This window comes from Aliiroseovarius crassostreae (assembly GCF_001307765.1).
GTDB classification, from domain to species: domain Bacteria; phylum Pseudomonadota; class Alphaproteobacteria; order Rhodobacterales; family Rhodobacteraceae; genus Aliiroseovarius; species Aliiroseovarius crassostreae.
Map to the genome: position 1 here is coordinate 243337 of NZ_LKBA01000006.1, position 13490 is coordinate 256826.

At 59.6% G+C, this 13490-nt stretch carries 14 protein-coding genes; 8 read left to right on the plus strand and 6 right to left on the minus strand.

Annotated features, from left to right (window positions below):
- Positions 1 to 7 precede the first annotated feature (7 nt).
- The gene (locus AKJ29_RS07450) at positions 8 to 529 is read right to left on the minus strand and encodes a hypothetical protein (protein WP_055189508.1); all 522 of its coding nucleotides are present in this window, start codon (positions 527 to 529) and stop codon (positions 8 to 10) included.
- Positions 530 to 540: 11 nt separating this feature from the next.
- Positions 541 to 1503: a DUF808 domain-containing protein gene (locus AKJ29_RS07455; RefSeq protein WP_055189510.1), complete on the minus strand. Its 963-nt coding sequence runs from the start codon at positions 1501 to 1503 to the stop codon at positions 541 to 543.
- Positions 1504 to 1812: 309 nt separating this feature from the next.
- Here AKJ29_RS07455 and gap (AKJ29_RS07460) point away from each other — a divergent pair, with 309 nt between their 5' ends.
- From gap (AKJ29_RS07460) to gap (AKJ29_RS07470), 3 genes are all read left to right on the plus strand, one after another.
- Positions 1813 to 2811 (plus strand): type I glyceraldehyde-3-phosphate dehydrogenase, encoded by a 999-nt coding sequence (gene gap, locus AKJ29_RS07460; RefSeq protein ID WP_055189511.1) that lies wholly within the window; start codon positions 1813 to 1815, stop codon positions 2809 to 2811.
- Between the two features lie 275 nt (positions 2812 to 3086).
- The gene (locus tag AKJ29_RS19860) at positions 3087 to 3230 is read left to right on the plus strand and encodes a hypothetical protein (protein ID WP_055189513.1); all 144 of its coding nucleotides are present in this window, start codon (positions 3087 to 3089) and stop codon (positions 3228 to 3230) included.
- A gap of 140 nt (positions 3231 to 3370) precedes the next feature.
- On the plus strand, positions 3371 to 4372 hold the full coding sequence (gap, locus tag AKJ29_RS07470; protein WP_055190473.1) for a type I glyceraldehyde-3-phosphate dehydrogenase: 1002 nt from the start codon (positions 3371 to 3373) through the stop codon (positions 4370 to 4372).
- Between the two features lie 149 nt (positions 4373 to 4521).
- Here gap (AKJ29_RS07470) and coaD read toward each other — a convergent pair whose 3' ends face one another.
- The 3 genes from coaD to AKJ29_RS07485 all read right to left on the minus strand — a co-directional run bounded on the left by coaD (position 4522) and on the right by AKJ29_RS07485 (position 6649).
- A complete protein-coding gene (coaD, locus tag AKJ29_RS07475; RefSeq protein WP_055190475.1) occupies positions 4522 to 5013 on the minus strand; it encodes a pantetheine-phosphate adenylyltransferase in 492 nt (163 codons plus the stop codon).
- 223 nt (positions 5014 to 5236) lie between these two features.
- Entirely contained in the window at positions 5237 to 5671 is a 435-nt protein-coding gene (locus AKJ29_RS07480) for a CBS domain-containing protein (protein WP_055189515.1), read from the minus strand.
- Between the two features lie 78 nt (positions 5672 to 5749).
- The gene (locus tag AKJ29_RS07485) at positions 5750 to 6649 is read right to left on the minus strand and encodes a LysR family transcriptional regulator (protein ID WP_055189517.1); all 900 of its coding nucleotides are present in this window, start codon (positions 6647 to 6649) and stop codon (positions 5750 to 5752) included.
- Positions 6650 to 6920: 271 nt separating this feature from the next.
- Between AKJ29_RS07485 and AKJ29_RS07490 the strand changes: the two genes are divergently transcribed.
- Positions 6921 to 8420 (plus strand): CoA-acylating methylmalonate-semialdehyde dehydrogenase, encoded by a 1500-nt coding sequence (locus tag AKJ29_RS07490; RefSeq protein WP_055189519.1) that lies wholly within the window; start codon positions 6921 to 6923, stop codon positions 8418 to 8420.
- A 257-nt stretch (positions 8421 to 8677) separates the two neighbouring features.
- Complete coding sequence (locus tag AKJ29_RS07495; RefSeq protein ID WP_055189521.1) at positions 8678 to 9127, plus strand: hypothetical protein; 450 nt, start codon at positions 8678 to 8680, stop codon at positions 9125 to 9127.
- 73 nt (positions 9128 to 9200) lie between these two features.
- On the opposite strand, the gene AKJ29_RS07500 is transcribed toward AKJ29_RS07495, so the two are convergent.
- Positions 9201 to 9638: a hypothetical protein gene (locus AKJ29_RS07500; protein WP_055189523.1), complete on the minus strand. Its 438-nt coding sequence runs from the start codon at positions 9636 to 9638 to the stop codon at positions 9201 to 9203.
- Between the two features lie 194 nt (positions 9639 to 9832).
- Between AKJ29_RS07500 and AKJ29_RS07505 the strand changes: the two genes are divergently transcribed.
- From AKJ29_RS07505 to AKJ29_RS07515, 3 genes are all read left to right on the plus strand, one after another.
- Entirely contained in the window at positions 9833 to 10966 is a 1134-nt protein-coding gene (locus AKJ29_RS07505; protein ID WP_055189525.1) for a carboxylate-amine ligase, read from the plus strand.
- Between the two features lie 278 nt (positions 10967 to 11244).
- Positions 11245 to 12396: an acyl-CoA dehydrogenase family protein gene (locus AKJ29_RS07510; RefSeq protein ID WP_055189527.1), complete on the plus strand. Its 1152-nt coding sequence runs from the start codon at positions 11245 to 11247 to the stop codon at positions 12394 to 12396.
- 59 nt (positions 12397 to 12455) lie between these two features.
- Positions 12456 to 13484 carry an enoyl-CoA hydratase/isomerase family protein gene (locus tag AKJ29_RS07515; protein WP_055189529.1) on the plus strand — a complete coding sequence of 343 codons (1029 nt, stop codon included), beginning with the start codon at positions 12456 to 12458 and terminating at the stop codon, positions 13482 to 13484.
- Positions 13485 to 13490: the final 6 nt, after the last annotated feature.

Below are 13490 nucleotides of genomic sequence, written 5' to 3' on the forward strand. Positions count from 1 at the left end.
GAGGACTCTACCGTCTCAATGTAATTTCATCCATCGGCGGCCAACCAAGAAAACTACGCCAATCGATGAACGGCCCCAGTTCTCTAAGAACTGAATCATCTATGTAGCGCCCTTTCATCAACTCACGCTGGCAATCTGACACATACTCACAAATCGCTTCCCAGATTTCTTGGTTTGTCAAATCGCCGGTCTTCCAAAGCGTGTGCTCCGGAGCGAGCTTATGCGTGCGGAAGGTAAAGACCTTTTTTCGACTAACGGGGTTGCGCTTTTTCTCTGCGCTAAAATACTCCCCACGGATTTGAGTTCCAAGAAAATGCAAACGAATATACCCGATAATTTCATTGAACTGCCAAGGGCCATATTTCTGGTCGTGGGGATTCGAAAGAAACATCTCAGTGTTACTCGGCATTTCTTTCCCAGCAGTCGTTCGCCATTGCTCTTGGAGCGGAACCATAAGCCCTTCAAACCACTTCTGATATTTCTTATCCGAAACTCGGTATACTGGAAGGTCGTAAAAAAACTTGTCCATTATTAGTCTTACTACGCCTTTCCCTTGAAGATCGCTTGCCAGATCGGGGCGATGATCCGGGTGGCGAGCGGAATAAGGAGGACCCCCAGGATCAGGCCCACCACGCCATCAAGGGCCGCGGTCACCGCCCATGCGACAAAGCCCTGGGCCTGTGTGACGGAATGCGCGGCGGCCTCGGCGATACGGTAGATCGAGTTGTAAGGTTCATGCAGGCCCAGTTCATGCGCGCCGTGGATCACGATGGATCCGCCGACCCAGATCATTGCAGCGGTGCCGATAATGGTGAGCAATTTCATGAAGATGGGCATGAACTTCACCAACCCGAGACCAAAGTTTCGGGTCAGGCCGAGGCGCCCTGTCCGGGCCAGGAACAGCCCCACGTCATCCATTTTCACGATGATCGCCACGGAGCCGTAGACGGCGATGGTGATGCCGATCCCGGCAATGGCCAGCCCGCCCGCCTTGGCGTAGATGGACCCTTCCGGCAGGGCGGCGAGGATGATTGTCATGATTTCGGCCGACAGGATGAAATCGGTTTTGATGGCGCCTGCGACCTTGCTTTCTTCCAGGTGGGTCGGATCGCCTTCTTCGTGGTCTGCGTGATCCCATTTATGTTCGTGCGGAAAGAGCACATGCCAGACCTTCTCTGCCCCTTCAAAGCACAGGTAGGCCCCGCCCAGCATCAGGAGGGGGGCCACCAGCCAGGGGGCGAAGGTGGACAGGAGGAGGGCTGCGGGCAGCAGGATCAGCAGCTTGTTCTTGATCGACCCCCAGGCGATGCGCCCGATGATCGGCAACTCGCGCGCGGGGGCAAAGCCCTGCACATATTTTGGTGTCACAGCCGCATCATCAATCACCGCGCCTGCGGCCTTGACCCCGGCCTTTGCGGCCTGGGCGGCCACGTCATCAACCGAGGCGGCCGCCACTTTGGCGATCCCCGCCACATCATCCAGCAATGCAATCAGACCACTCATCACCCCTGCCCCGTATCAACTGCGCGTTCCGGCGAATCCTACGGGTTGGCCACGGGAGGGGCAAGGGGCAGCCGGTTGGCGCGGGGAGATTGTCTGGGCCATGGCGTTCTGCGGCAGGCCCCCTCTGCGGCGATTGAGGCGGCAGATTTCACCGGGGTTGCGCTGGGGATTGCGCTAACATGGCATGTTTTCGCTAACATGCGGAGGGGAAAGGCGAATTCGACATTGGACCATGCCCGCCCCCCGTCTATACCCGGCGCAAATGCCAATGGCCGCCTGGGGGGTGGCCGGAATTCAAGAGGTACTTCGATGACTGTGAAAGTCGGGATCAACGGATTTGGCCGCATTGGCCGCTGCACGCTTGCTCAGATCGCCGCATCTGGCCGCAAGGACATCCAGGTTGTGAAACTGAACGCCACGGGCCCGGCCGAAAGCGCCGCGCATCTGCTGAAATATGACAGCGTGCACGGGCGGTTCCCCAACGAGGTGGTGCTGGGTGACGGCACCATGGACGTGGGTCAGGGCCCGATGCAGCTGATGTCGACCTATGACATGAACGAGCTGGACTGGTCCGGCTGTGACGTGGTTCTGGAATGCACCGGCAAGTTCAATGACGGCGAAAAGGCCAAGGCGCATATTGAGCGCGGCGCCAAGAAGGTGCTTCTGTCGGCCCCCGGCAAGAACGTGGACAAGACCATCGTCTTCGGCGTGAATGACGAGATGCTGGAAGCCTCGGACGTGATGGTGTCGAACGGCTCCTGCACCACCAACTGTCTGGCCCCGGTGGCCAAGGTGCTGAACAACGCCTTTGGCATCGAAAGCGGCATCATGACCACGATCCACGCCTATACTGGCGACCAGCCGACGCTGGACCGTCGCCACAAGGATCTGTATCGCGCCCGCGCGGCCGCCATGTCGATGATCCCGACCTCAACCGGTGCCGCGAAAGCCCTGGGCGAGGTTCTGCCCGCGCTGAAAGGCAAGCTGGATGGCTCTGCCGTGCGCGTGCCGACCCCGAATGTCTCGGCCGTGGACCTGACCGTGGTGCTGAACAAAGACGTGTCGGAAGCCGACGTGAACGCGGTGATGAAAGAGATGTCGGAAGGCGCAATGAAGGGCGTTCTGGGGTACACCGAAGAAAAACTGGTGTCGACCGATTTCAACCACACCGAGGAAAGCTCGATCTTCGCAGCTGACCAGACCAAGGTGATCGGTGGCCGCCTGCTGCGCGTGCTGGCCTGGTATGACAATGAATGGGGCTTCTCGACCCGTATGGGCGACGTGGCCGTCAAGATGGGCTCGATCTGATCTGACCCTTTGATCCGATGGAAATACTGACCCCCGGTTGGCCCTGCCTGCCGGGGTTTTTTCGTGGGGATCGCCCGCGGCCCTTTGCCCCCCTGCCCCCTTGCGCCCCCTTGCCCTGCCGCCGCATCCCGGTGATAAAGCACTTCGGGATAAACTTGTGACACATGGTTATTCCGAAACGCCGATAACTTTGATATCTCTGACAGTGTTTCAACTTTCCCCTGTCTCAGGTTAAAGTAGAAACGCTTTCGTGGCCTCAACGACAGGAGCAGCCTGTGACCAATCAGATCGCCTTTTCCATTGCCTTTGTGATCCTGGTCGCTCTAGGGCTGGATTATGCCCTGTCGGACCTTTCCAACAGCTTGTTTTTAGGACGAAAATTCCTGGAGCTGACCGAATGGATGGCCTTCTGGCGCTGAGCCCCCCGGTAAATCTGACATTTTGGCAACGGGTTGCACTTCTGCGTGACCCTCTCTTGACCTTTCCGTCAAAAAAGCCATGTTAGCGCCAACATGACATGCGGCAGCGTCTTGTGCGTGCCCCCGGAAGGAACGACGACATGAGTGTGAAACTGGCCATCAATGGGTTTGGGCGCATCGGCAGACTGGTGCTGCGGGCGCTTGCGGAACAGGGGCGTGACGATCTTGAGGTGGTGGCGATCAACGATCTCGGTTCGGTTGAGATGAACGCACATCTGCTGGAGTTTGACAGCGTTCATGGGCGGTTCCCCGGCACAGTCACCTATGGCGAAGACTGGATGGATGTGGGGCGCGGCAAGATTGCCGTCACCGCGATGCGCAACCCCGATGACCTGCCCTGGGGGCATGTGGATATTGTCCTGGAATGCACCGGGATTTTCAAAGGCGACAAGGCGCTGGTGCATCTTGGCAATGGGTCCAGCCGGGTGCTGGTTTCGGCCCCGTCTTCGGGGGCACATAACACCGTGGTCTATGGCGTGAACCATGACAGCCTGACCTCGGACCATGTGCATGTCTCAAACGCGTCCTGCACCACCAATTGCCTGGCGCCGGTGGCCAAGGTGCTGCATGAAACGGTCGGGATCGTAAAGGGGTTCATGACCACCGTGCATTCCTATACCGGCGACCAGCCGACGCTGGACCGGTTGCACAAGAAAGATTTCTACCGTGCCCGTGCCGCCGCGATGAGCATGATCCCCACCACCACCGGGGCGGCAAAGGCGGTTGGGCTGGTCCTGCCCGAACTGGCCGGCAGGCTGGATGGGGTGGCAATCCGGGTGCCGACACCGAATGTCTCCTGCGTGGATCTGACCATCGAGGCGGCGCGCGCCACGGATGCGGGCGAGATCAATGCCGCGATACATGCCGCCGCCCATGGGCCGCTTCGCGGGGTGCTCGGCGTGACCGACAAGCCGCTTGTCTCGGTTGATTTCAACCACGCCCCCGAAAGCTCGACCTTCGCCACCGATCAGACCCGTGTAATGGACGGCAATATGGTGCGCATTCTCAGCTGGTATGACAATGAATGGGGATTTTCAAACCGGATGCTGGATACGGCAGCGGAAATGGGAAAACACCTGTGAGCGGATGGGGCGCATAAACAGGACCGACAGAAGGCCCCGGAGGGGGCCTTTTTTGTGAACCAAACCCTCAACAGGCGGATTTTTCACAAAGGGAGGATCGCATTCATGTGCCCCCGCACACGCCCCCCGCAAAGGGGCAAAAGCCGCCTCTACCCGATTTTCGCGAGCAGCTTCTCTTTCACCTCAGGGGTGACAAATTTCGATACGTCGCCATCCAGCTTGGCGATCTCTTTCACCAGTTTCGACGCAATCGCCTGATATTTTGCCTCTGCCATCAGGAACACGGTTTCGACCGAGCTATCCATCGCGCGATTCATGCCAACCATCTGATATTCATACTCAAAATCCGTCACCGCCCGCAGGCCGCGCACGATGATCTGGGCGCCGACATCATGGGCGCAGTCGATCAGAAGGTTTTCAAACGGATGGGCAATGATCTCGGTCCCGGTTTCCTGGGCCAGATTTACGCATTCCTCTTCGACCATGGCCACCCGCTCCTCGAGCGAGAACATCGGCCCCTTTCCGGTGTTGATCGCCACCCCAATCACCAGCCGATCCACCAGCGCACAGGCACGGCGGATGATATCGGTATGTCCGAGCGTGATCGGATCGAAAGTTCCGGGATAAAGACCAACGCGCATATTCATGCCTCCTAAAGCGTTTCGGGATAAACTTGAGACACATGTTTATTCCGAAACGCCCACAACATTGTTATCACTTACGGCGTTTCGACTTTTCCCTGTCCCAGGCGAACGTCGAAACGCTTTAAAGCTGGGGCGCACGCAACAATATTGCGCGTGATTTTTCAAGACTTTTGGTGCCGCCACGTAGTTCTACGTAACGGCACAATGCGCTAAAATGCGCTCAGTAGCCCATGATCATATTGGTCAGCGCTTCGGCCTGGCTCGACAGCTCATCCAGTCGCGCCTTGACCACGTCACCGATCGACACCAGCCCGACCATCTCGTCACCTTCCATCACCGGCATATGGCGAAACCGACCTTCGGTCATGGTCTGCAACACCTGAATGGCCCGGTCGCCGGGGGCGCAGCTGACCAGTTTGGCGGTCATGATACTGTCGACAGTGTTGGTCAGGCACCCCGTGCCCGACGCCCCAAGGGCACTGACGACATCGCGTTCCGACACGATCCCCGCCGGGCGCACGCCATCCTCGGACACAATCACCGCGCCAATCTTTTTCTCCGACAAAAGCGCCACCGCCTCGGTGATCGAACTGCCCGGTTTAATCGTGGCAACACCGCTGATCGGTTTGTCTTTGAGAATTTGGCTGACGAGCATCTGAACCTCCTGGGGAATTATAATTTATGTCCCCAGCGTCACCCCTCACGCAACAATATGTCAAGAACATTCGGCACCTTAGGGTGTTTCTACCATGTTTTCCAACCGCGCCACCTCTGCCCGGATTCCCTGCGCCAACGCCTCTGCCACCCGCGCAAAACGCTCCACCCGCGCATCCCCTTCGTGGCGCACCAGATAAAAGGACCGCGTGATCGACAGCTGGTCGCTCAGCACCCGCCGCAGTTCCGGCGCAAAAGGCAGGATGAAATCATGGGTGATGCCAACCCCGCCCCCCTGGCGCACCATGCCCTGCTGCACCGCCACCAGGTTGGAGGCCAGCTGCACCCGCTCAATCCCCAGCTTGGTCAGGAAATCAAGCTCGGGATAAAAGATCATGTCCTGAATATACCCCACAATCGGATGATCCCGCAGGTCCGCCAGCCGCTCCAGCCGGGGGGCGTGGCGCAGATAGGTCTCACTTGCCGCAAGATGCAGGTGATAGTCGGTGATCCGCTGCACGGTGACCCGGCCCGCCTGCGGGGGGCTGACGGTAATCGCCATATCCGCTTCCCGTTTTGACAGGTTGATCACGCGGGGCAGCGCCACGACCTGCAATTCCAGCTCCGGGTGCTGGCGCTGAATCTGCGCACAGACCTGCGGCAGGATATAACTGGCGCAACCATCCGTGGCGCCAATCCGCACCTGACCGGACAATTGCCCGGACTGTCCACGCAGCTCATCCGCCCCGGACAAAACCGCCTGCTCTGCCCGTTCCGCATGGGACAACAGACGCGAGCCCGCCTCGGTCAGCGCATAGCCCTGCGGTGACTTGGTGAACAGAACCTGCCCCAGATCGCCCTCGAGCTTGGCCACCCGCCGCCCCACCGTGGCCGCATCACGCTTGAGCACCTTGCCCGCCCGCGACAGGCTTTCCGCCCGCGCCACCGCCAGAAACACTTTCAGATCATCCCAATCCATCACCCGCTCCGTAGACCAAGCTCCCAAACACGCCCCTCTTTTCCTGTCAGAAATATCCCGGGGTGAGCGCGGAAGCGCGAGGGGCAGCGCCCCTTCCGAGCGAAGCGAGGCCACCGACAGCGCGCTGAGGCGCAAGCCGAAGCGCCCCAGCCCCTACCCTGCCCCTGCTACCATCAGTCTTGCATTTTTGCAAAACCCTTTTGGGAAATACCCTCTTTTCAACCGCACAAACGCAAGACTAACCTGCGCGCAGAAATTTGGGAGAACCACCATGAAAAATCTTGGTCACTGGATCAACGGTCAGCTGGTCGACGGCACCTCAGGCCGCACCGCAGATGTCTATAACCCCGCCACCGGCGAAGTGCAGGCACAGGCAGCTCTGGCCACCAAAGCCGAGCTGGACGACGCTGTCGCCAAAGCCGCCGAAGCCCAGAAAATCTGGGGCGCCACCAACCCGCAGAAACGTGCCCGCGTGATGATGGCCCTGGTTGGCCTGATCAACCGCGATATGGACAAGCTGGCCGAGGCCCTGTCGGCCGAACACGGCAAGACCATCCCCGACGCCAAGGGCGACGTGCAGCGTGGTCTGGAAGTGATCGAATACTGCATCGGTGCGCCGCAGATGCTGAAAGGTGAGTTCACTGACAGCGCCGGCCCCGGCATCGACATGTATTCCATGCGCCAGCCGCTGGGTGTTGTCGCCTCGATCACGCCCTTCAACTTCCCCGCCATGATCCCGCTTTGGGGCATGGGTCCGGCGCTGGCCGCGGGCAACGCGATGATCCTGAAACCGTCCGAGCGTGACCCCTCGGTGCCGCTGATGCTGGCCGCGCTGTGCAAGGAAGCGGGCCTGCCTGATGGTGTGCTGCAGGTGGTGAATGGCGACAAGGATGCGGTGGACGCGATCCTTGACAATGACACAGTTCAGGCCGTGGCTTTCGTCGGCTCGACCCCGATTGCGCATTACATCTATTCGCGTGCCACCGCCAACGGCAAGCGCGCGCAGTGTTTCGGCGGCGCGAAAAACCACATGATCATCATGCCCGACGCGGATATGGAGCAGGCTGCCGACGCGCTGGTGGGCGCGGGCTTCGGCGCCGCTGGCGAACGCTGCATGGCGATCTCGGTGGCTGTGCCGGTCGGGGCTGAGACCGCAGACAAGCTGCGCGACGCGCTGGTCCCGCGCATCGAAAAGCTGAAAGTAGCCCCCTACACCGCAGGCGACGACGTGGACTATGGCCCGGTTGTGACCGCAGCCGCCAAAGAAAACATCCTGCGTCTGATCAACTCGGGCGTGGAACAGGGTGCTGATCTGGTTGTCGACAACCGCGACTTCAGCCTGCAGGGTTATGAAGAGGGCTTCTTTGTTGGCCCGCATCTGTTCGACAACGTCACCACCGACATGGATATCTACAAGCAGGAAATCTTTGGCCCGGTTCTGTCGATGGTGCGCGCGGAAAGCTATGAAGAGGCCATCGGCTATGCCATGGACCACGAATATGGCAACGGCACCGCGATCTTCACCCGCGACGGTGACACCGCCCGTGATTTCGCCAACCGGATCAATATCGGCATGGTCGGCATCAACGTTCCGATCCCGGTTCCGCTGGCCTATCACACCTTTGGCGGCTGGAAGAAATCGGGCTTTGGCGATCTGAACCAGCACGGCCCGGACGCGTTCAAGTTCTACACCCGCACCAAAACCGTGACCTCGCGCTGGCCGTCGGGGATCAAGGAAGGTGGCGAGTTCAACTTCAAGGCCATGGATTGATCCATGGCGTCAGATCCGCACGATCTGCGGGCTGAGGAACCATTAAGACCAAGAGCGCCCCGAGAGAAATCTCGGGGCGTTTTTTATTCGCCCAGCCCCGCAAACTACCGCTTGAGTTGTCTTCATGAGAAAACGGGAATGGTATATTTTTCCTTTTATCTTCATGAATTATGGAATATTTCAGTAAATTGAATCGACTTCCCCTACGTAATAAACTAGCCTCAACAACAACCAATGATTGTTTTCTGGATACTGAAATGGTGAAGAGTGAGTATTTCCCCACCAGCGCATTGCTGTATCAGTCCCTGTCCGGGGAAATCGGGCTGTCTCAGCTGGGCCAACTGCTGCCTGACCTGCAGGACCATCCCATCCCGCCCGGTGGGTATGATGCGCTGATCGACCTGTCCGGGGCCACCGATATTGACTGCAGTTTCACCGGCATAGCCACGCTGGTGCGCGCACGCAAGGCGCGACAGAAGACCCATCGCCCGCCCAACCGCATCGCGATCTGGGCCCCCGGTGATCTGGCCTTTGGCACCTGTCGTATGCTGGAACAACTGTCGCAAGGGGAGTTGGTTCTGGACCTGGCCGTGGTACGGGAGGAGGAGGAAGCCCTCGCCTTTCTGCACCGTTCGGAGCGGCGGCTTGAGATCCTGCGCGATCATCTGGAACGTGCTGAACGCAACGCCTCAGCGGCTTCGGCCTAGCAGGTTTTCATATCGCGCTGATCAACGGAATATCGAAACGCATGAGAGCGTGTTCAGTTCAATTGGACACGCTTTAATCCATGTGCTGCACATTTTGCTGATCCCTCAGCAACGCCTCCAGATCCGAGCTTTCAAAGCCCAGGAACCGCAGCGCGTCCTGTTCGGCGCGAAACAGGCTGACCTGCTCCTCCAGCACCCCTTCGGCCATCTGCTCAAACAATCGTGAGAGCACAAAGCCCACCGGGCTGTCGACAAGGATGGCGCATTTCTCGGGGCACGGCAGGTCTTCGTAAATCTTCGATTGCAGATTGATCAACTCTTTCACTCCGGTCTCGGAACTGTCCACCGCAAACAGGGCGCGTGAATCGGTCAGGCAGACATAGCCCTTTGGCACATGGAACCCATACATCCATTCCGCCATCCGCCCCGCCAGAGAGGTCAGGTTGATCGCCCCCCAAAGCTGGACATAGACCAGGTTCAGGTCCGGATAATACCGTGCTAACTGAGCCATCCCCTTTCCCTTCGCTCCCTACGCAAACCCACTACGGCCTCGCCCCCAAGCGCCCCCCTTGCACCACATGTTAACCAACTCCGGCCTGCAAGCAATCCTTTACTGGCAAAACACATGTGCGGCGCTTGCCCACCGGGCGATTTCCTGCATGATGATCAGGCGGGGCAGCCAAATCGCCCCGCAAAGGGGGGCAAATGGCACGTCAGGAACCAGCTTTTTCCATCGGCATCGAAGAAGAATACCTTCTCGTCGATCGCAACAGTTATGAACTGGCCCGCGCCCCGGACCAGATGATGCAGGATTGCCTGGCGGAACTGGAGGGGCAGGTCAGCCCGGAATTCCTGCAATGCCAGATCGAGATCGGCACCAAGGTCTGCGCCAATGTGGCGCAGGCGCGTGAGGATCTCAAACATCTGCGTGCCGCAGTGTCCAGACATGCCGCGCGCTATGATCTTGCGCCGATCGCGGCCTCCTGCCATCCCTTTGCCGACTGGAAAGACCAGCATCACGTGGACAAGGACCGTTACAACGATCTGCGCCGCGACCTGGCTGGCGTGGTGCGGCGGATGCTGATCTGCGGCATGCATGTGCATGTGGGCATTCCCACCCCCGACACACGCATCGACCTGATGAACCAGCTGAGCTATTTCCTGCCCCACCTGCTCGCGCTGTCGGCCTCGTCCCCGTTCTGGCAGGGCGAAGATACCGGGCTGGCGAGTTACCGTCTGACGGTTTTTGACAACCTGCCCCGCACCGGCCTGCCGCCCCATCTGTCCAGCTGGTCCGAATATGAGCGGTCCGTGCAGGCGCTGGTGGATATCGGCGTGATCGAGGACAGTTCAAAAATCTGGTGGGACCTGCGCCCCTCCTCGCGCTTTCCGACCATCGAGGCGCGGATCTGTGATGTGCAGCCCCGGCTGGAAAACACCCTCAGCCTTGCCGCCCTGATCCAGGCCCTGACCCGGATGCTGTGGCGCCTGAAACAGCAAAACCAGCGCTGGCGCACCTATGACAATTTCCTCATCGCCGAGAACCGCTGGCGGGCCCAGCGATACGGCGTGTCCGGTGGGTTGATTGATTTTGGCTGCGGTGAAATTATCCCGTTTGATCAGTTACTTGAGGATATGCTTGCTCTGGTGGAAGAGGATGCGGCGGCGCTGGGATCCACGGCCGAGGTGGAAGCCGCCCGCGCCATCCTGACCCAAGGCGTTCCCGCCGACCGCCAACGCGCGGTGTTTCTGGATTCGGTTGAGGCGGAAAAACCTGCCCCCGAGGCGCTGAAGGACGTGGTGCGCCATTTGATCGACGAATACCACGCAGATTTGTAAGCCACACGGCGGCGGCTGCGCACGGCGAGAAGGGGCTCTGCCCCTCGGACTTTGTCTGGGCTCCGCCCGTTCTTCGGGCGAATTGATCCCCCAGATCAATTCCGAGGAGCACCTCGAACCCTGGGATATTTCTGACCAGAAAATGAGGGAGATCCCGGCGGGCGGGTCCTTGTCTGAGGTGCGATTTTTTCCGGGGACGGGTGCCGGCTGAAAAACTCCTGAAAGAATTGGCCGATAGCGTTCACGCAAGCCAATCACGCGGACGGGAGGAGACCGGCATGGATTTTGCGCTTTCCGAGGAACAGACCCTTATTTTCGACATGGCCAAGGGCTTTGGCGAGGAGCATATTGCCCCTCATGCCGAGGCGTGGGAGATCGAAGGCACCATTCCACGTGACCTTTGGAAAGGGCTGGCTGAGCTGGGGCTTGGCGGGGTGTATGTGTCAGAGGAATATGGTGGATCGGGCCTGTCGCGCCTGGATGCAACGCTGGTGTTCGAGGCACTGGCGATGTCCTGCCCGTCGGTCGGTTCGCTTCTGTCGATCCACAATATGTGCGGCGGCATGATTGATAAATTCGGCACGCTCGAGGACAAGGCCAAGTGGCTGCCGGACCTGTGTTCGATGGAGAAGATCTTTTCCTATTGCCTGACCGAACCCGGATCGGGATCGGACGCGGCCGCGTTGAAAACCCGTGCCGAGAAGGTTGATGGCGGGTATCGGATGAATGGCAACAAGGCCTTCATTTCGGGCGGCAATTATTCGGATGTCTATGTGACCATGTGCCGGACCGGCGCGGATGGCCCCAAGGGGATTTCGACCCTGGTGGTGGAAAACGGCACACCGGGTCTGAGTTTCGGCGCCAATGAACGCAAGATGGGCTGGAAGGCGCAGCCGACCTCTCAGGTGCAGTTTGACGATTGTCTGGTGCCTGAGGAGAACCTGCTGGGGGAAGAGGGCAAGGGCTTTGCCTATGCGATGGCGGGGCTGGACGGGGGCCGCCTGAACATTTCGGCCGGGGCGCTTGGGGGCGCGCAGAAGGCGCTGGATCTGACGCTTCAGTATATGGGTGAGCGCAAGGCCTTTGGGAAGACACTCGACCAGTTTCAGGCGCTGCAATTTCGGTTGGCGGAATATGAGACCCGGCTGCAGGCGGCGCGCATTTTCCTGCGCCAGGCGGCGTGGAAGCTCGACAATGGGGCGCATGATGCGTCGAAATTCTGTGCCATGGCCAAGCTGATGGTGACGGATGCCGCCTTTGACGTGGCCAATGGCTGTTTGCAGATTCATGGGGGCTATGGCTATCTTTCGGATTATGGGATCGAGAAGATCGTGCGTGACCTGCGAGTGCATCAAATTCTTGAAGGGACCAATGAAATCATGCGGTTGATTGTCTCACGCCAGTTGCTCATCGAACGGGATCGGGGGTAAACCCTGTGCTTGACGGGGGCGTAAGGCCCGGACAACAAAGCAACAGGACAGACGGGCACATGACCGATATCACCACGCGACGGATAGGCAAGGCCGGGCGCATCACCCTTAACCGCCCCAAGGCGCTGAATGCCGTCACCCATGACATGTGCCGCGAAGTCGAGGACGCGCTGGAGGTCTGGCGCGACGACGACGCGGTGGGCGTGATCATCATGGATGCGTCCGGTGAAAAGGCCTTTTCAGCCGGGGGCGATATTGCCGCGCTTTATGACAGCGGCATCCGGGGCGACTTTGCCTTTGGACAGGCCTTCTGGCGTGACGAATACCGGCTGAACGCCAAGCTGCGGGAATATCCCAAACCGATCATCAGCTTTCTGCACGGGCTGGTGCTGGGGGGCGGGGTTGGCCTTGGCTGCCACGGATCGCATCGGATTGTGGGCGAGACGAGCAAAATCTCAATGCCCGAATGCCTGATTGGCCTAGTGCCGGATGTGGGCGGATCAATGATGCTGGCCAATGCACCGGGCTGGACCGGGCTTTATGCGGGCCTGACCGGGACACGCCTGAAAGCGGGGGATGCAATTGCCCTTGGTTTTGCGGATCTGTTCATTCCCGAGGCGGACTGGCCTGCCCTGATTGCGACACTTGAGACAACCGGTGACGTGACCTGCCTGAGCGCGGCGGCGCAACCTGCCCCCGAAGGCCCTGTGATGGCCGCAAGGGCCGACATTGACGCGCTGTTTGATGCCCCCACCCTGCCCCTGCTGCTTGCCCGACTGCGCAGGGCAGAGGGGGACTTGGCGCGTTCGGCGCTGCAGGTCATCGAGGGGGCCTCTCCGCTGGCGCTGGCGTACACGATCTGGATGCTGCATCAGCTCAGAGGCAACCGCAATCTGCGCGACGCGTTGCAGCTGGAATACCGCTTTACCGCGCGGGCCATGGAACATGGGGATTTCATCGAGGGCATTCGTGCCGCGATCATCGACAAGGACCGCAGCCCGCGCTGGAAACATGACATCGACGCCCTGCCAGAGCAGGATCTTGCCATCATGCAGGCCGATCTTGGCGCGTTGGAACTGACATTCTGAGGAGGA

What these genes read in the sequence shown, in the direction of transcription:
- AKJ29_RS07450 (WP_055189508.1), bottom strand. Translation starts at nt 529, where the DNA reads ATGGACAAGTTTTTTTACGACCTTCCAGTATACCGAGTTTCGGATAAG.
- AKJ29_RS07455 (WP_055189510.1), bottom strand. Translation starts at nt 1,503, where the DNA reads ATGAGTGGTCTGATTGCATTGCTGGATGATGTGGCGGGGATCGCCAAA.
- gap (WP_055189511.1), top strand. Translation starts at nt 1,813, where the DNA reads ATGACTGTGAAAGTCGGGATCAACGGATTTGGCCGCATTGGCCGCTGC.
- gap (WP_055190473.1), top strand. Translation starts at nt 3,371, where the DNA reads ATGAGTGTGAAACTGGCCATCAATGGGTTTGGGCGCATCGGCAGACTG.
- coaD (WP_055190475.1), bottom strand. Translation starts at nt 5,013, where the DNA reads ATGCGCGTTGGTCTTTATCCCGGAACTTTCGATCCGATCACGCTCGGA.
- AKJ29_RS07480 (WP_055189515.1), bottom strand. Translation starts at nt 5,671, where the DNA reads ATGCTCGTCAGCCAAATTCTCAAAGACAAACCGATCAGCGGTGTTGCC.
- AKJ29_RS07485 (WP_055189517.1), bottom strand. Translation starts at nt 6,649, where the DNA reads ATGGATTGGGATGATCTGAAAGTGTTTCTGGCGGTGGCGCGGGCGGAA.
- AKJ29_RS07490 (WP_055189519.1), top strand. Translation starts at nt 6,921, where the DNA reads ATGAAAAATCTTGGTCACTGGATCAACGGTCAGCTGGTCGACGGCACC.
- AKJ29_RS07495 (WP_055189521.1), top strand. Translation starts at nt 8,678, where the DNA reads ATGGTGAAGAGTGAGTATTTCCCCACCAGCGCATTGCTGTATCAGTCC.
- AKJ29_RS07500 (WP_055189523.1), bottom strand. Translation starts at nt 9,638, where the DNA reads ATGGCTCAGTTAGCACGGTATTATCCGGACCTGAACCTGGTCTATGTC.
- AKJ29_RS07505 (WP_055189525.1), top strand. Translation starts at nt 9,833, where the DNA reads ATGGCACGTCAGGAACCAGCTTTTTCCATCGGCATCGAAGAAGAATAC.
- AKJ29_RS07510 (WP_055189527.1), top strand. Translation starts at nt 11,245, where the DNA reads ATGGATTTTGCGCTTTCCGAGGAACAGACCCTTATTTTCGACATGGCC.
- AKJ29_RS07515 (WP_055189529.1), top strand. Translation starts at nt 12,456, where the DNA reads ATGACCGATATCACCACGCGACGGATAGGCAAGGCCGGGCGCATCACC.